Source organism: Cupriavidus sp. 22TCCZM01-5, from assembly GCF_057798915.1.
Genome location: NZ_JBYOJR010000004.1, coordinates 62,240 through 79,020, shown reverse-complemented (window position 1 = coordinate 79,020; position 16,781 = coordinate 62,240). Strand labels below are relative to the sequence as shown.

At 64.4% G+C, this 16,781-nt stretch carries 16 protein-coding genes; 8 read left to right on the top strand and 8 right to left on the bottom strand.

The window, feature by feature from the left end; genetic code table 11:
- Nucleotides 1-103: 103 nt before the first annotated feature.
- The 5 genes from AC3FNH_RS05380 to groES all read right to left on the bottom strand — a co-directional run bounded on the left by AC3FNH_RS05380 (nucleotide 104) and on the right by groES (nucleotide 4,748).
- Entirely contained in the window at nucleotides 104-547 is a 444-nt protein-coding gene (locus AC3FNH_RS05380) for a TadE/TadG family type IV pilus assembly protein (protein ID WP_276099691.1), read from the bottom strand.
- Entirely contained in the window at nucleotides 540-1,031 is a 492-nt protein-coding gene (locus tag AC3FNH_RS05375) for a TadE/TadG family type IV pilus assembly protein (RefSeq protein ID WP_488719310.1), read from the bottom strand. The genes AC3FNH_RS05380 and AC3FNH_RS05375 overlap by 8 nt, the downstream gene beginning before the upstream one ends.
- Before the next feature lie 9 nt (nucleotides 1,032-1,040).
- Nucleotides 1,041-2,279, bottom strand: coding sequence for a pilus assembly protein TadG-related protein (locus AC3FNH_RS05370; protein ID WP_488719309.1), 1,239 nt, complete (start codon nucleotides 2,277-2,279; stop codon nucleotides 1,041-1,043).
- A 488-nt stretch (nucleotides 2,280-2,767) separates the two neighbouring features.
- Nucleotides 2,768-4,411, bottom strand: a complete 1,644-nt coding sequence (gene groL, locus AC3FNH_RS05365) for a chaperonin GroEL (RefSeq protein ID WP_488719308.1) — start codon at nucleotides 4,409-4,411, stop codon at nucleotides 2,768-2,770.
- Nucleotides 4,412-4,457: 46 nt separating this feature from the next.
- Nucleotides 4,458-4,748 (bottom strand): co-chaperone GroES, encoded by a 291-nt coding sequence (groES, locus tag AC3FNH_RS05360; protein WP_063237002.1) that lies wholly within the window; start codon nucleotides 4,746-4,748, stop codon nucleotides 4,458-4,460.
- 403 nt (nucleotides 4,749-5,151) lie between these two features.
- Here groES and AC3FNH_RS05355 point away from each other — a divergent pair, with 403 nt between their 5' ends.
- From AC3FNH_RS05355 to AC3FNH_RS05330, 6 genes are all read left to right on the top strand, one after another.
- Nucleotides 5,152-6,129, top strand: a complete 978-nt coding sequence (locus tag AC3FNH_RS05355; protein ID WP_276099687.1) for an NAD-dependent epimerase/dehydratase family protein — start codon at nucleotides 5,152-5,154, stop codon at nucleotides 6,127-6,129.
- 239 nt (nucleotides 6,130-6,368) lie between these two features.
- A complete protein-coding gene (locus AC3FNH_RS05350; protein ID WP_276099686.1) occupies nucleotides 6,369-7,346 on the top strand; it encodes a Bug family tripartite tricarboxylate transporter substrate binding protein in 978 nt (325 codons plus the stop codon).
- 284 nt (nucleotides 7,347-7,630) lie between these two features.
- On the top strand, nucleotides 7,631-8,881 hold the full coding sequence (locus tag AC3FNH_RS05345; RefSeq protein WP_488719307.1) for a serine hydrolase domain-containing protein: 1,251 nt from the start codon (nucleotides 7,631-7,633) through the stop codon (nucleotides 8,879-8,881).
- A 75-nt stretch (nucleotides 8,882-8,956) separates the two neighbouring features.
- Nucleotides 8,957-9,976 (top strand): NADP-dependent oxidoreductase, encoded by a 1,020-nt coding sequence (locus AC3FNH_RS05340; RefSeq protein ID WP_488719306.1) that lies wholly within the window; start codon nucleotides 8,957-8,959, stop codon nucleotides 9,974-9,976.
- Between the two features lie 36 nt (nucleotides 9,977-10,012).
- Nucleotides 10,013-10,873 carry an SDR family NAD(P)-dependent oxidoreductase gene (locus AC3FNH_RS05335; RefSeq protein ID WP_488719305.1) on the top strand — a complete coding sequence of 287 codons (861 nt, stop codon included), beginning with the start codon at nucleotides 10,013-10,015 and terminating at the stop codon, nucleotides 10,871-10,873.
- Nucleotides 10,870-11,574 (top strand): EthD family reductase, encoded by a 705-nt coding sequence (locus AC3FNH_RS05330; protein ID WP_488719304.1) that lies wholly within the window; start codon nucleotides 10,870-10,872, stop codon nucleotides 11,572-11,574. The genes AC3FNH_RS05335 and AC3FNH_RS05330 overlap by 4 nt, the downstream gene beginning before the upstream one ends.
- 11 nt (nucleotides 11,575-11,585) lie before the next feature.
- Here the strand turns inward: AC3FNH_RS05330 and AC3FNH_RS05325 are convergent, their stop codons facing one another.
- Together AC3FNH_RS05325 and AC3FNH_RS05320 are read right to left on the bottom strand one after the other, a co-directional pair.
- Complete coding sequence (locus tag AC3FNH_RS05325; RefSeq protein WP_488719303.1) at nucleotides 11,586-12,644, bottom strand: AraC family transcriptional regulator; 1,059 nt, start codon at nucleotides 12,642-12,644, stop codon at nucleotides 11,586-11,588.
- 92 nt (nucleotides 12,645-12,736) lie between these two features.
- Nucleotides 12,737-13,465 carry an SDR family NAD(P)-dependent oxidoreductase gene (locus AC3FNH_RS05320; protein WP_488719302.1) on the bottom strand — a complete coding sequence of 243 codons (729 nt, stop codon included), beginning with the start codon at nucleotides 13,463-13,465 and terminating at the stop codon, nucleotides 12,737-12,739.
- Between the two features lie 200 nt (nucleotides 13,466-13,665).
- Here AC3FNH_RS05320 and AC3FNH_RS05315 point away from each other — a divergent pair, with 200 nt between their 5' ends.
- Complete coding sequence (locus tag AC3FNH_RS05315) at nucleotides 13,666-14,682, top strand: AraC family transcriptional regulator (protein WP_488719301.1); 1,017 nt, start codon at nucleotides 13,666-13,668, stop codon at nucleotides 14,680-14,682.
- A 209-nt stretch (nucleotides 14,683-14,891) separates the two neighbouring features.
- Nucleotides 14,892-15,650, top strand: coding sequence for an SDR family NAD(P)-dependent oxidoreductase (locus AC3FNH_RS05310; protein ID WP_488719300.1), 759 nt, complete (start codon nucleotides 14,892-14,894; stop codon nucleotides 15,648-15,650).
- Between the two features lie 84 nt (nucleotides 15,651-15,734).
- On the opposite strand, the gene AC3FNH_RS05305 is transcribed toward AC3FNH_RS05310, so the two are convergent.
- Complete coding sequence (locus AC3FNH_RS05305) at nucleotides 15,735-16,547, bottom strand: SDR family NAD(P)-dependent oxidoreductase (protein ID WP_488719299.1); 813 nt, start codon at nucleotides 16,545-16,547, stop codon at nucleotides 15,735-15,737.
- Nucleotides 16,548-16,781: the final 234 nt, after the last annotated feature.

Sequence of the window (16,781 nt, the reverse complement as noted above, 5' to 3'; positions counted from 1 at the left end):
CCGCTATCCGTGGCCAATGGTCAAGCCTGCACGCCGTTCGCATTGCGCCAACAAAAAAGCCCCGCATGCCGATGCGGGGCATTGCCTCTGACGACGCGTGACACTAGCTGCAGACTGTGCCGCTCCCCGGATCCTGTCCCATGATTTCGCGCGGAAGGTAGGTCGCAAATCCCGGCACGGTCAATCCGGATCTTCCGAACCAGGCCGCCGGTGCGATCGTAGACGCGGACAGTCCGGTCACCGTGACCGAAACCCCTGTGCAAGACGTGCTGTCGCAGCTCGCACTGACACCGCCTGCGTCATACCAGGTAACGGAGACATTGCTGGCCGAGAGACTGGGGACAATCTGCTGCATGCGGCTGAGCACCGATCCCGATCCTCGTCCGCACACGACAGCCTGCCTCGCTCCCCATCGCGTCGCTTCCGCCACGGAGTTCCAGGTGTAGAGTACGCGCCCGAACTCCATGATCCCAAGCAACACCGCAAAGAAGATCGCTGCCACCAGCGCAAACTCCACCGCTGTCGCACCTCGCTGCCGTCTATTCATATGCCTGCCTCATCGTGGCTGAGATGTCGCTGAAGGAAATGGACGTCAGGGAGTTGCTGCCACCGGTGTAGAACCGCGTAAAGCCGAGAATGTCCACCAGCGGCGTAAACGTGTATCCCGAGACCCGGACCGTCACCGTATTGATGGCGGGATTGCTGCCCTGCCCCATGTTCGAGGTACAGGTCACATCCGCCGCGTCGCAGATGCTGACCATGCCGGTCGTCAGGCCGGGCACTAGGGGCGGCTGGCTGGCGCCCACCACCGGCGTGCCATAGACGGCCAGCTGCTGTGCCATGGCGTGCGCCGTCGCACTGCCCGCCGCCTGCGTACTGAGGTAGCGCGCCGCGTCGCGCACCGATTTCGTCAGCGTGTTGTACGTATAGATGGCCCGGCCGAACTCGGTGAGCGCAAAGCAGATCGCCAGCAGCAACGAGATCGTGATGCCGAACTCGACGAGCGCCACGCCTTTCTGTCGCTTTTTCATCGCTTTCCCCTACTCTACGAGCGCCGGGATCATGGGGCCGAAATTGCCGCCGGCCAGGCCGTTGGTCGTGCAAGGACTGCTGAAGCTTGCAGCGTTGCCGAGATATTCGAACTGCACCGTCAGCGTAGGGCCGCTGATTGGCTGCAGCATGAGCATGCAGGCGAAATCGACGACTTTCGACGCGGTCGAAACCACCGGTACGATAACGAGGCGCCGGCTCATCCCGAGCTTGGCGTAGTCGCCCGTGCTGCCAGGCGCCGCCAGGTTCTTGTAACCACCTTTCATATTCAGGCCAGTGATGTTGTCACCCACCTGTACATCGGTGCTCGTATCCCCATAGCTTGCGAACGAAAGCCGCTTGGCCTTGAAGTTGGCGGCAGTGGGATCGGTGCCGCCCGAAGCGCCGTTATATGCGTTCCTGCCATTCGTCCAGTTCTTGCTCGTGTACGAATAGCCCGTAAAGTCAGGGCGCATCGCCTGCATGTCGCCGTTGTTCTTGTAGATGCCGAAGCGGCTGTTCCACTGGTCATCGACAGCAACCTTTGCGCCAGGCGTCCGAAGCGTATCGTTGACCTTCGAATTGCAGTAGCCGACCGACATTTCGTTCTTGGTTTCGTTGGCGTTCGTCGAGCCGTCCAGGTTGTACCAGCCCATCTCTCCCGGGCCGGCGGTCGTCGTCCCGTCATAGAGTACCGTTACCCAGTCTCCGACCGTGAAGCCATAGTCGGGTGCGGTACCACCGGTCTTGGGGAGCAGCCCGACGGGAATCGGGCAGGTGCTTTGCGCATGGGTGCGGGTAGCCACGCCCACGGCTGCCACCGCATTGCTGCTTGGCCCGCCGACCATCTTGATCAGGTAGGCCACGATCCCGCTGGTCAGGTGATTGCACTTGGCGTAGCGCGCATTGGCCACGGGCGCGAACGTCGAACTGAAGGTTCCGGTCAGCGAATCGCTGAACGTGACATCCGTGTCGACCAGCGATGCCGAGGCCTTCTGGTATTTGACCTTGTTGGCATTCCCGGCGGTCAGGCCGGCGCTGGTCGCGCGTGTCAGGGCATCCGCGGCGCCATCCAGCTCCTGCGCCGCCGCGAGCGCGCAGCTGTCGACCGCTGACTGCAGCTCGGTCTTCGCGACGAACATGGCCCCAAGGTCAATGATCAGGCCTGCCATGCCGAGCAGCACGGCAAGAGTCAGGCCCACAATCGGAAGAATGACCCCACTTTCCTTCTTGTTGTCGTACCTGGACATATGGCTTCGCCCTTGGAAAATCATATAGGCACGGTCGGGCGGATGGCGGGAAAGCGCAATCCGTGCAAACAACCGGGGAACCTGCCCAAGCCCTACCGACGTACATGCATTCTTGGCGATGCGACCCGCAATTGGTATCGATCCAATGGTGGAACATGCCGGCAAGCGATCAGCCGGCAGGCGATGAAGAAATGAAACACGTGCACCCGGGAACGCGAAGCAGCGGGGTCGCAAATCCATCTCGCAAGGGGCCTGGCAGGCACCACTGCATCGATAGTGGAAGCGGAGACACTTGCAGGGCAGCCGCGCCGTACCAAGGTGCCCGTGTCGAGGGCGTTCGCGCCTGCCGCATGTTGCAGACCTGATTCATACCTCTGGCGACAGCGCCGATGTCATCGGCCCGGCCGCAAAGCAAAAACCCCCGCAAGCTTTCACTTGCGGGGGTTTTTCTCAGACAGCCTGCCGCGAACGGCAGTCGGCCGGCGTGATTACATCATGCCTTCCATACCACCCATGCCGCCCATGCCGCCCGGCATTGCCGGAGCCGACTCTTCCTTCGGCGTCTCGGCAACTGCGCAGTCCGTGGTCAGCATCAGCGAAGCCACCGAAGCGGCGTTCTGCAGTGCGGTGCGGGTGACCTTGGTCGGGTCCAGCACGCCCATTTCGACCAGGTCGCCGTACTCGCCCGAAGCCGCGTTGTAGCCGTAGTTGCCCTTGCCTTCGATAACCTTGGCAACGACGACCGAAGCTTCTTCACCAGCGTTCAGCACGATCTGGCGCAGCGGCTCTTCCATGGCACGCAGCACGATCTTGATACCGGCGTTCTGGTCGGCGTTTTCGCCGGTCAGTGCCGAGATCGCAGCGCGGGCACGCAGCAGGGCCACACCGCCGCCGGGGACGATGCCTTCTTCCACCGCAGCGCGGGTGGCGTGCAGGGCGTCTTCCACGCGGGCCTTCTTTTCCTTCATTTCGACTTCGGTGGCAGCACCAACCTTGATCACGGCAACACCGCCGGCCAGCTTGGCCACGCGCTCTTGCAGCTTTTCACGGTCGTAGTCCGAGGTCGCTTCTTCGATCTGGGCGCGGATCTGCTTCACGCGGCCTTCGATCGCAGCGGCGTCGCCGGCGCCATCGATGATGATGGTGTTTTCCTTGCCGATCTCGATGCGCTTGGCCTGGCCCAGGTCGTTCAGGCCAGCCTTTTCCAGCGTCAGGCCGATTTCTTCAGCGATGACGGTGCCGCCGGTCAGGATGGCGATGTCTTCCAGCATGGCCTTGCGGCGGTCGCCGAAGCCCGGGGCCTTGACGGCGGCGGTCTTCAGGATGCCACGGATGTTGTTGACCACCAGGGTCGCCAGGGCTTCGCCCTCCACGTCTTCAGCGATGATCAGCAGCGGGCGGCCAGCCTTGGCCACTTGCTCCAGCACCGGCAGCAGGTCGCGGATGTTCGAGACCTTCTTGTCGAACAGCAGCACGAACGGGTTGTCCAGCTGGACAACTTGCTTTTCCGGGTTGTTGATGAAGTACGGCGACAGGTAGCCGCGGTCGAACTGCATGCCTTCCACGACTTCCAGCTCGTCGGCCAGCGACTTGCCGTCTTCGACGGTGATCACGCCTTCCTTGCCGACCTTGTCCATGGCTTCGGCGATGCGCTCACCGATCGAGGTGTCGCTGTTGGCCGAGATCGCGCCAACCTGGGCGATTTCCTTGCTGGTGGTGGTGGGCTTGCTGACCTTCTTCAGCTCTTCCACGGCGGCGGCGACTGCCTTGTCGATACCGCGCTTCAGGTCCATCGGGTTCATGCCGGCGGCGACGAACTTCATGCCTTCGCGCACGATCGACTGGGCCAGAACGGTAGCGGTGGTGGTACCGTCACCGGCGTTGTCGCTGGTCTTGGAAGCCACTTCCTTGACCATCTGGGCGCCCATGTTCTGCAGCTTGTCCTTCAGCTCGATTTCCTTGGCCACGGACACGCCGTCCTTGGTCACGGTCGGGCCGCCGAAGCTGCGCTCCAGCACCACGTTGCGGCCCTTCGGACCCAGGGTAACCTTCACTGCGTTGGCGAGGATGTTCACGCCTTCGACCATCTTGGCACGGGCGGCGTCGCCGAACACTACGTCTTTTGCTGCCATGTTCTGATTCTCCTAATTCTTTGCGGTGGGTGTCGTCGACAAGTGATTACTTGTTCACGACAGCCATGATGTCTTCTTCGCGCATGACCAGCAGTTCCTGGCCTTCGACCTTCACGCCCTGGCCGGCGTACTTGCCGAACAGCACACGGTCACCCACCTTCACGTCGAGGGCGATATTGTTGCCCTTGTCATCCTTCTTGCCCGGGCCGACGGCCAGCACTTCGCCTTGATCCGGCTTCTCGGCGGCGTTGTCGGGAATCACGATACCGGACGCGGTCTTGGTTTCATTGTCCAGACGCTTCACGATCACACGGTCGTGCAAAGGACGCAGATTCATACGGACTCCTAGATACAAAAGTGAGTTTTGATTCACAAGCGAGCCGCGATCAGAGTCGGCGGCCGCGGAATTTCGGGTACCGCAGGGAGCTGTTAGCACTCACCCCCAGCGAGTGCTAATTATAGGGACGGGGTATGGGCATTTCAAGACAGCGACTTGATGGGGGTTTTCCCTTGGTGGGTGTCGGGGGCCTTTGGTGACGCGGAGGCGAGGTGGCGAGGTGGCGAGATTCGCTCAACCCTGGCCCCTTACGGCTTCCCGCGCCAGCCTGAACTCCTCGCGCAATGTCCCCGGCTGTCACGCCGGCGCCCCGCCACGTCAATCCCGATGGCGATGGCCTTCCTAGAATGTTGACAGTTCATTCCGGGCACGCGGCGGTGCCCGCAACCGGTGACTGGCAACGATGGCGAACTCTGAGCGATTTCTGGTAACCGGGGCACTGGGATGTATCGGCGCATGGACGGTGCGCCGGCTCGTACAGGAAGGCGTGCCGGTCGTTGCCTTCGACGCGGACAACGACGTCCGGCGCCTGCGCCTGTTGATGGACGACGCACATCTGTCGCGCGTCGAGATGGTTCGCGGCGACATCACGGACCTGGGCCTGCTCGAGGCAACACTGGACAGGTATCGCATCACGCATGTGATTCACCTGGCAGCGCTGATTCACCCAAGGTTCAAGGCCGATCCTCCGCTTGGGGCCCGCGTCAACGTGCTGGGCGGCGTGAATCTGTTCGAAGCAGTGGCGCGGCGCGCCCAGCGGATCGCCGGCATCGTGTACGCGTCATCGATTGCGGTGTACGACAGCTGCGACGCGGCGAGCGATGCAACCATCCTGCACCATACCTGCGGGCATCCGACGACCCTCTATGGTGTGTTCAAGCAGGCAGAAGAGGGCATGGCGCGCGTGTATTACCAGGACAGAGGCGTCTCCAGCATCGGCCTTCGCCCGGCAACAGTCTTCGGCGCCGGAAGAGACTATGGCCTGACCGCGGCGCCCACCCAGGCCGTCCTGGCGGCAGCGCTCGCGCGTCGTTTCCATATTCCATACAGCGGCCGCAGCCAGATTCACTATGCCGACGACCTTGCGCGCATGTTCATCGCGTGCGCACGTTCCGGCTATCGCGGCGCTGACGTCTTCAATATGCAAGGCAGCGTCGCAGACATGGGCGAAGTCGTCGAGACGATCGAGTCGGTCATACCGGAAGCGCGCGGAACGATCACGTTCGCCGGGCCATCGCTCGGGCTTCCCGAAGACTACGACGCGACCGCGCTGGAGAACCTGATTGGTCCCCTGCCCCGCACGCCGCTGCGCGAAGCAGTAGGCGAGACCTTCAGACTCTTCCGCACCGGGATCGCCAGCGGAGCAATCCGCGACATCTGATCACGTTTGCCGCCGCGGTGCCGTCGCGCCGCGATCTGCGCATTTCCCGACGCATTTCCCCGTTTTCCCGCACTGCCCCCGAGGGCATCCCCGCATTGGGCTTTCCCTAACTGTCCCGAAATGTCAAATATTTGCCCCTGAATGTTAAGACGCTTTGCATCGCCCGCCCATACTTCTGGCACGACTGCCGTCGTCCATGGCACCCATTTCGAGACCACACCCATAACGGGGAGACATCTATGCCAATCCGCCCTACCCTGAACTGCGTGCGCCGCGCCGCTGCCTGCGCTGTCCTGGCCCTGTCCATGCCCGTCGCCATGGCATGGACCAACAAGCCGGTCCGGGTACTGGTCCCAGCGCCTGCCGGCGGCACCATGGATGTGCTGGCACGCGTGCTGTCCGAAGCGCTCACGGCCGAACTGGGCCAGTCCGTGGTGGTCGACAACAAGCCAGGCGCCGGCGGCGGCATTGCGATGAACACGTTGCTGGGGGCGCCGGCCGACGGGCAGACCATCCTGGTGTCGACCACCAATGTGCTCACGGAGATCCCGCATGTGATGAAGGTCTCCTACGATCCGATGAAGGATGTGAAGCCGGTGGCCGCGGTGGCCAGGTCGACCCTCCTGCTGGTCGGGTCGACGGCCCTGCCGCCCAAGGACCTGCCGAGCCTGATCAGCTATGTGAAAGCCCATTCGGGCCAGCTCAGTTTTGCTTCCTACAGTGCGGGCACGGTCGCCCACTATGCTGGCCTGATCATGAACCAGAAAGCTGGCATGGATCTGCAGCACGTGCCTTTTGCCGGCTCTCCGCCGGCGCTGACACAGGTCATGGGCGGACAGATCGCGGTGATGTACGACGGCATGGTGACCTCGCTGCCGATGATCAAGGCCGGCAAGCTGCAGGCCTATGCGCTGGCCGCGAAACAGCGTTCGCCGCTGCTGCCGCAAGTCCCGACCTTTGCCGAGCTGGGCTATCCGGACATTGACTTCAACAACTGGGCGGGCGTGTTCGTATCGTCCAAGGTGCCTGCAGACGTGGTCCAGAAAATCCAGGCTGCCGTCTACAAGGCAGCCTCGACGCCCAAGGTGCAGGAGCGGATTCTCGGGCTCGGCTTCGAGACCGTGCCGGCGCAAACCCCGGCTCAGCTTGGCCAGGCCTTGCGCACCGAGTACGACCGCAATGCCGCCATCGTGAAGACCTACAACATCCAGCCCTGACGGTCCGCGGCTCCGGCAGCGCTGGCTGTTGCCTTCCTGCCGGAGTTCGCACTCGGCCACCGACGGCCATCGCGGCGATCTGCCGCAATCATTCGACCTTCGCCGGTTGCTCCCCTCTTCGCCGGTACCCGTCGACAGTGCGTGCCCCGGATACGCAATGTCCCCGGCGGTCACGGCGAAGACCCGCACCATCATCCGCCCGGCCGCCTGCTTCCCTAGACTCGGTACATATGCCTTACGGCAGGCGCAAGGCGCTGATGCCGCGAAACATGAAGGAGCCAGTATTGCCATTCAAGACCTGTGCCCTGGACCAGGCTGATACCCCTGAAGAGGTCGGGCTGTCCGCGCGGCGGCTGCGGTCGATCTCATCGGTGTTCAATGCAGATATCGACCGTCGCAAGATCCCGGGCGCCGTCGTGCTGGTTGCGCGCAAGGGCCGGATCGCCTGGTTCGAGGCGTTCGGCTTCGAGCATGCGGATACCCCGCGCCGTCCGATGCAGCGCCACTCCGTCTTTCGCCTTGCTGCGATGACCCGGCCCGTCATTGGCGTGGCAGCGCTGATACTGATGGAAGAAGGCCGACTGGCCCTGAACGATCCGGTCGAACGCTACATCCCGGAATTCGCGCACCTTCAGGTCGGCGTCGAGACGGCCGACGGGAAACCCGGCGGGCGCCGCCTTGTGCTCGAACCGGTGCGCCGCGCCATGACCGTCCACGACCTGTTCCGGCACACGTCCGGCCTGACATACGGGCAGTTCGGCGATTCGCTGGTGCAGCGCCAGTATCGCGAAAGCGGCACGATGGATCCCGGGCAGACCAATGCCGAGATGGTCGCAAAGCTGGCGGCCATCCCGCTGCAATGCCAGCCGGGCGAGGTGTTCGAGTATGGCATGTCCACCGACGTGCTCGGCCGCGTCATCGAGATTGTCTCGGGCATGGACCTGGCCCGCTTCGTCGCGGAGCGCGTGACACAGCCGCTGCGCATGCATGCAACGGCCTTCGGGCTGAAGCGCCGGGACGGCGCTGGCCTGGCACTGCCATCCGGCGCATCCGGCAAATCGACCGCCCTGTTCGACTACGACGAGCACGACCCGCCTCGCTGGCATTCCGGTGGCGCCGGCCTGCTGTCCACGGCCGGCGACTACGCGCGCTTCTGCCAGATGCTGCTCAGCGGCGGTGTGCTCGATGGCGTGCGCCTGCTCTCCAGGAAGACCGTCGAATTGATGCTTGGCAACCATCTGCCCCCGACCACACGCTATGGCAGCTCGACCACAGGGCTCGGCATCAACGCGCCATTGCCCGATCTCGGCCAGGGCCATGGCTTGACAGTGGGCGTGCGCACCGCGCGGGGCCTGAGCCCGGTGCCGGGTTCGGTCGGCGATTTTTACTGGGGCGGCGCGCTCGGGACGTATTTCTGGGCGGATCCGCAAGAGCAGCTGGTAGCCATTCTGATGCTTCAGGAGAACGACCCGGCGACGCGCGTCGGGTACCGGGCCCTGTTGCGCAACATCGTATATGGCGCGCTGGAAGACTGAGCAGCGAGCGCGTTACGGCGACCGGCAGTGCGGCCCGCGCACGCGGCACCAGGCATAAATTTTGGAGGAGCAAGCATGAAGACAATGAACCGGCGCTGGATCCTCAGGCAGCGCCCCGTCGGCGATATCGGCGACAACGACCTGCAGCTCGTTGAAGCGCCGCTGCCGCGCCCGCGCGACGGCGAGATCCTGGTGCGCAACCTCTATCTCATGGTGGCGCCGACCAACCGCGTCTGGATGAGCGAGATCGACCAGTACATGGCCCCGGTGGCGCTGGGCGAGGTGATGCGCGGCGTCACCATGGGCGTGGTCATCGAGTCCCGCCACCCGGACTTCAGGCCTGGCGACATCGTCGAAGGCGGCATGGCGTGGGAAGAGTACTCGGTAACGAGGACTGCCCGGCGCGTCCCGGTGGAGTATGGCCTGCCCCTGCATGCGTATGCGAGCGTGCTGGGCAGCTCCGGCATGACCGCCTATTTCGGCATGCTCGACATTGCCAGGCCCAGGGCTGGCGAGACCATCGTGGTGTCGGCCGCCGCAGGTGGCGTCGGCTCGATCGCCGGCCAGATCGGCAAGATACTCGGCTGCCGGGTGGTTGGCGTCGCGGGTGGCCAGGCCAAATGCCAGCTCGTCAGGGATGAGTTCGGCCTCGATGCCTGTGTCGACTACAAGGGCGGCAACCTGCTTGCCGATCTTCGCGACGCCTGCCCGGACGGCATCGACGTCGATTTCGAGAACGTGGGCGGCGAGACCATGGATGCCGTGCTGGCTCTGATCAATCCGGGTGCCCGCATCGCCCTGTGCGGGATGATCTCGACTTACAACGCAAGCGGTGACTGGTGGAGCCCGAAGCTGTTCCGCAACGTCATCATGAAACGCGCCCGCATCGAAGGCTTCCTTATTGCCGACTACCGTTCGCGGTTCCACGAAGCCGTGGAAGCCCTGGCGAAATGGGTCAGGGACGGCCGGCTCAAGTACCGCGTCGACATCGTTGACGGCATCGAGCAGGCGCCCGCCGCCCTGAACCGCCTGTTTACCGGCAAGAACACCGGCAAGCAGCTTGTCCGCCTCGCTCCGGAATCCGTAATCGGCTGAATGCCGCGGCCGCGCAGCCCTTAACCACCAATATCCATGATTCATACAGACATCGGCGGCAACGAGTCCCGGCCGGACGCCCGCCCCCGCCTTCAGGACTTTCAGGGCAAGACGGCAATCATCACAGGCGCCGCGTCGGGCATCGGCCTGGCACTGGCCGAGGCACTGGCGGCTCGCGGTGCCGACCTTGCACTGGCCGACATCGACGCGCACGGGCTTGACACTGCACGCGAGCAGCTCGCATCGACCGGCAGGCGCATCTGCACGCGCGTACTGGATGTTTCCTCCGATGCGGACGTGCGCGATGCGGCGGCGGAGTTCGCGGCGAAACTGGGGCGCATCCACCTGGTCTTCAACAACGCCGGCATCGATATGAGCGGCGAACTGGCTTCGCTATCGGAGCAGGACTGGACCCGCGCGTTCGGCATCAACGTGTTTGGCGTGATTCACGGTATCCGTCATTTCCTGCCGCTGCTGCGCCGGCACGGCGAGCCGGCGCACTTCGTCAACACGGCGTCGGGCGCTGGCTTCTGGGTGAACAGCGACTTCCCGATGGGCGCCTACGCGGCCACGAAATACAGCGTGGTAGCCCTCTCCGAGGCGCTCGAGCAGGAACTGCGCGGCACCGGCATTGGTGTTTCGGTGCTTTGTCCTGGCCCGGTGAAGACCCCCATCGCCGAACGCTCGAGCCATGCCAGCGAATCGTTCAGGGCCAGTGTTGCCGCTGGCACGGCGCCGGAACTGGTGGCCAGCCAGACACTGGAGGCGATTCGGGCGGGCGAGTTCTACATCTTCACGCCGACACGCATGCGGCCGCGCCTGGAAGCGCGATTCGCGCGGATTCTCGGCGCGCTGGAGCGCGCGCCCGCCGTCACCACCGGCACGCCCGCGACATGATCCATCTCATCTTCCTCTGCACGCGGCGCCCCGATGTGGACCGCCACGATTTCCTGCGCTACTGGCGAGAAGCGCATGCGCCGCTGGCGGCGAGCTTTCCCGGTGTGCGGCGCTACGTCCAGAACACTGTCCGCCTGGTCCCCGGTCAGGCTGCGCACTACGATACCGTGGACGAGATCTGGGTCGAAGACAGTGCGGCTCTCGATGCGCTCCTGCACAGCGCGGAGTATGTCGGGTCGGCGCTGGCGGGCGCTGGCAAACTGGTCGACCCCGGGCCCTGCGTGCGTCTGCACACAACGGATCACGTCGTACACGCCGGCGCATCGATCGCCAGGGACGAATCGTTGCCAAAGCGAATGACCTTCTTCAAGCGCAAGGCGAATCTCGGCCGCGCGGACATGCTGCGCTACTGGCGCGGCACGCATGGGCCATTGGCCGCGTCGGTGCCGGGTCTGCGCCGCTATGTCCAAAGTGCCACGCTGCCGGCCGCCTGTGCCGATGCCTGTGAGCAAGGCGAGCCGCGCTTCGACGGCGCGGCGCAGATCTGGTTCGAGGATGATGCCGCGCTGCAGGCAGCGGTGCGCTCGCCGCTCTTCCGGGAGTCAGTCAAGCCGGACGAAGCAAACTTTATCGATACCGATGCCGCCGTGACGCTGTCGATCGAAGCAGAGCGCCGCATCGTCTGGCCGCAGGCGGCCTGAGCAACGCCGCGTTACGCCCGCTGCTCGGGGCTCGCCGCCAGCAGCTGTTGCCGCGGCAGCGGCCCGGCCGGCTGCATGCCATCGCTGCGCCATGCACTGGGGCTGCAGCCAAAATGGCCGCGGAACCAGCGCGAGAACGCGCTCTGCATCGAAAACCCGAGCAACACGGCCACGTAGCTGACCGGGCGGTCCGAATGCCGGAGATACTGCATCGCCTGCGAGGCACGGACCTCATCGAGAATGCTGCTGAAGGTCGAGCCTTCCTGCAGCAGCTTGCGGTGGACCGTGCGCCGGTCGACGCCAAGCTGGCTGGCGACGCGCTCCACGCCGCAGTTTCCCGACGAGAGCAAGGACAGCACCATGCGCCGGACTTTTTCGGTCATGGACAGGGTCGCACGCGCGCTCAGTGATTCCAGATAGGCATGCGCGTACTGCGCCAGCTCCGGGCGCGCGGAGCACGGCACTGCCTCCATGTCCTGCAGCTCGCAGACAATGCCGTTGAAGTCGCAACCGAAATCCACGGCCCGGCCGAACACGCGCGCGTGCGCTGCCGGATTTCTCGGGGCGCCATGCGAAAGGCAGATACGCCGCGCGCGCCACCGTGGACCGATCAGCTCCTGAAGCATCCGGTAAAGCGACACCACTACCATTTCGTCGGCCTGGCGTGTCGAGCCGGAATGCTCGACCATCAGCGACACGCGGATGACCAGAGCGCCCTCCCGTTCTTCCACGCCGAGGAACAGAGCCTCGCTATGCAGCGTGATGTAGCGCACCATCGCACCAAGCGCATCGCGCAGCGTCCGCGAATCTCGCACTGCCATGCCGAGCGGCCCCAATACCGACAATTGACGGCCCTCCCCCATGCGCAGGCCAAAGTCTTCGGCATCGGAGGCTGCCGCGGACATTTCGAGAAGGCGGCAGACTGCGCTGGCGGAAACCAGGTTGTCGCCGTCGTCCAGGCAGCTTGGCGGCAGCCCCACTTCCGCCAGCATCCGCAGCGGATCCAGGCCGACCGAGCGCGCCACCTCGGTATAGCGCGACAGCGTGGCGATGCGAACTAAACGACTCATGGGCCTCCTTGAACGGGCAGCGGCTGCAAGGCCATTGCAGCCTTCGGTTGTCGCGGGTGCGGTGTCCGCGCCCGCCGGTCGTCTGCCTGGTGTCAGGCGCGGCGCATCAGGCTGTAGCTCTGCGCGCTGGGACCGAAATCGGGCATGCCGGCCAGGAACAGGGCAAGCGGGACGACATCGGCGGGATCCTTGAACCATTCGCCGGGCGGTATGGCAACGTCACGCGTCATGTCCGTCCTGACCGGCCCCGGTATCAGCTCATTGACGCTGATGTTGTCCTCCTGGAGTTCCATCGCCAGCGACTGGGTAAGCATCCACAGGCCGCTCTTGGAGCACGAGTAGGCCGACAGGCCCGCATTGGGGCGATTGCGCTGGCCGGAACCGATCATGATGATCTTGCCGGCGCCACGGCGGCGCAGGTGGGGAATGGCGGCATGGGCGGTGTGGTAGGCACCCGTCAGGTTGATATCGATGGTCTTGCGCCAGAGCACGGGATCGCCGTCAGCGATCCGGCGCTGCTCGAGCGCGACACCGGCATTGGCCACGACGATATCGACACCGCCAAAGGTATCGCTGGCGCGCTGGAACAGGGCCGCGACGGTCTCGTAGTCCGCCACGTCAACGGTCTGCGCGATAGCCCGGCCACCCGCTTCGCGGATCAGCGCGGCGGTCTGCGCGATGTCGGCCTCGCTGCGGGCGCTGCATACCACCGCAGCACCGGCGCTGGCATAGGCCAGTGCAATGGTGCGTCCGATGCCGCGGCCCGCGCCTGTGATCACGGCAACCTTGTCCTTGAGCATATTGGGGTCGATCTGGCTCATTGTCAGTTTCTCAGTCTCGCTTTGCGTTGCAATGGTGTGTGTGTGTCGCACGTAAGTGGCTCGACTCGCATTGCGACTCCGAAAGGTTGTAGTAGAGGTCGATGCAGAAGGGTCGATGCACAGTATTGAGGAACTGGCGCGCGATGCGTTGACATTCGGGGGCAGCCACTTTACATTTTGGGGCACCTTGGGGAAGTCCTATGTCGACACTGCTGCAACATGTGAACCTGACGGAGTTTGTCGACGTGGCCCGCCAGCTCGGCCTGGATCCCTATCGCCAGCTGCGTCAGGCGGGTATCAGCCCGACGGCGCTGGTGGACCCGGAAATGCGGGTGCCGGCGAAATCGGTCATGCGCCTGCTGGAGGATTCGGCACGGCGTGCCGGCCTGGAAGACCTTGGGCTGCGCGTGGCGGAAGCCCGTCAACTGACAACGCGGGGCCCACTGTGGACGGCGATGCGCGAGGGCGCCACCCTGCGCGACGCACTGGACGCGATGGCGCGCTATCTGCATTTGCTCAACGAAGGTCTCGATATGCGCATCGAGACGATCGGGGACGCCGCGCTTGTCAGGCTTGAACTCCTCGTGTCCGTGGAAGGTTCCATGCGGCAATCGACGGAGTTCGTGATCTGCCTCTGGTTCCGGTTGTTCAAGCTGCTCGCGGGCCCGGCATGGAAGCCGCGCAGCGTCTGCTTCAGCCATGCCGCGCCAGCCAGCCTTGCCACGCATCGGCGCGTGTTCGGTGTACCGGTGCGCTTCCGCCAGGATTTCGATGGCATCCTGCTGGCCGCCTCCGACCTCGACGTGGCCAACGCAGCGCCGGATCCGGCACTGGGACGTCATGCGCGCGAGTTCCTGGATACCAAGCTGGCGCAGTCCGGCTCCACCATGCCGGACAAGGTGCGCAAGCTGGTATTCGCGCTGCTGCCAACCGGCCAGTGCGGGGCCGAACAGGTAGCCCGGCAGCTTGGCATCGACCGCAAGACGATGCATCGCCACCTGGCTGCCTATGGACAGAACTACCTTTCCGTCGTCGATGCCGTCAGGGTCGACCTCGTCACGAGATACCTGAAAAACAGCGCGCGACCGCTGTCGGACGTTGCGATCCTGCTGGGCTTTTCCTCGCTTAGTGCATTCTCCAGGTGGTTCTCCATGCGCTTTGGCTGCAGCGTGACGGTGTGGCGCCGTCAATCACCGGCACGGGAAAGTACCCGCTAGCGCTGCGCTGGCCGATGCCGCGGAGACCCATCGTGCGCGCGACGCGCGCAAGACCAGCGGCGCTGGCGCCGTACTGGTACCGTAACGTTGCTTCCCGGCGCGCGGGCATCACCGCTCCACCAGGACGCATGCGCTATCACGGGGCGACGTGCTCAGGGCATGATCGCCCGGAACCCATTGCTGGAACATTGCAGGAAATCGGAGAGATCATGGACCTGAGGCTAGAAGGCAAGCGCGCCATCGTGACGGGTGGCAGCCGCGGCATTGGCAAGACGATTGCCCTGCAGCTCGCGCAGGAAGGCGTTGATGTCGTGCTCGCCGCGCGCGGGCAAGAGGCGCTGGAGGCGACAGCCGCGGAGCTCGCGGCGCTGAGCGGCCGCCGCATGGTGCCGCTGACGGTCGATACCGCCGACAAGGCGTCCGTCGATGCCATGGTGGAGCAAGCGATCGAAGCCCTGGGTGGCATCGATATCCTGGTCAATGCCGCGGCGCTGCCAGGCGGCATCTCGCCGGCCACGCAGCTGGACCAGATCGTCGATGCGCAAGCACTCGAAGATATCGACATCAAGGTCATCGGCTATCTTCGCACCGCACGGGCGCTGGCGCCGCATCTGGCCGCAAATGGCTGGGGACGCATCATCAATATCGGCGGCCTGGCGATCTACCATACGGGCCGGCCCATCGCCACGCTTCGCAACGTCGGCGTGGCGGCGATCACCAAGAACCTCGCGGATGAACTTGGCCCGAAGGGCATCAATGTCACGGCGGTCCATCCCGGACCCACGCGCACCGAGAAGACCGATGCTGCCACCGAGGCGTGGGCGGCGACCAGAAGCAGCCTCGGCCGCATGGTCGATGCCAGCGAGGTCGCCTGCGTGGTGACCTTCCTCGCTTCACCGCTGAGCGTGGCAATCAATGGCGAAGCCATCGCGGTCGGCGGCGGAATCCCCGGCAGCATCCACTATTGAACTCACCTGCACTGCCGACGGCAGCCTCGCCTTGCTGGCCCGCTTCAGCGCGGGCCAGCCCTGCAGGCTGCGCGTCACGCCAGGTCAATGGCCCTGTTCTTCCTGGAGCCGCTGGCGCAGCACCGCACGGAGATCCTCGCCATATCCGGTGAGGGTGCCGCCATCCACGGCCAGCATCTGGCCCGTGATCATGTCGGCACGGTCGCTGGCAAGGAACGATACCGCCTCGCCGATCTCCTCGGGCTTGCAGAATCTGCCCAGCGGCACCGTCCGCCGGATCAGCGCATCGCGCTTTTCCGGACTGGCATACGCTTCAATGGCAGGCGTCAGGATGCCGCCGGGGCACACGGCATTGACATTGATGCGCTGGTCCGCCAGCTCCCATGCGAGGTGTTGCGTCAGCCCCGTGACCGCATGCTTGGACGCGGTGTAATCCGCACTGCTGAAGTAAGCCATGCGAATGCCGGCGATGGAGTCGATATTGACGATCTTGCCCTTGCCCTGCGCCTTCATGGCAGGGATGACCGCCTGGCAGCAGAACAGGATGCCCTTGGCGTTCACCCCCATCACGCGGTCCCAGTTTTCTTCCGTGACGTCGCACACCAATGCGGAGGCGCCGCCGATGCCGGCGTTATTGACCAGGATGTCGATCGCGGCAAACGCCTCCAGCGTCTGGCGGGCCATGGCCTCCGTGTCGGCCTTCTTGCTGATGTCGGCGCGGATGGCGATCGCACGCTTGCCGTCCGGATCAATGCTGGAAGCGACGCGTCTGGCGGCGTCAAGGTTCAGGTCCACCACGGCAATCCTGGCGCCTTCACGCGCCAGCACGCGCGCGATGCCTTCGCCGCCGCCCTGCCCGCCGCCCGTAATGATTGCCACCTTGTCCTTAAGCTCCATGCTGGTCTTCTCCTTGCGATCTTGTCAGAGGTCGATACCGTGGGCCGTTGCGGCCGACCTCGCCAAGTATCTAGGAGCAAGGCGGAGCATTTTGACAATCCGGGGCATCAGATTGACATTTCGGGGTAACTAGGGAAACCACGAAGGCCGAGCCATCATACCCATGAGCGGCCGACCAGCTTTCGCAAACCGCCCAGCCGCCAAATGCGCCTTTTGCTGACTTTCGCCGTCCGG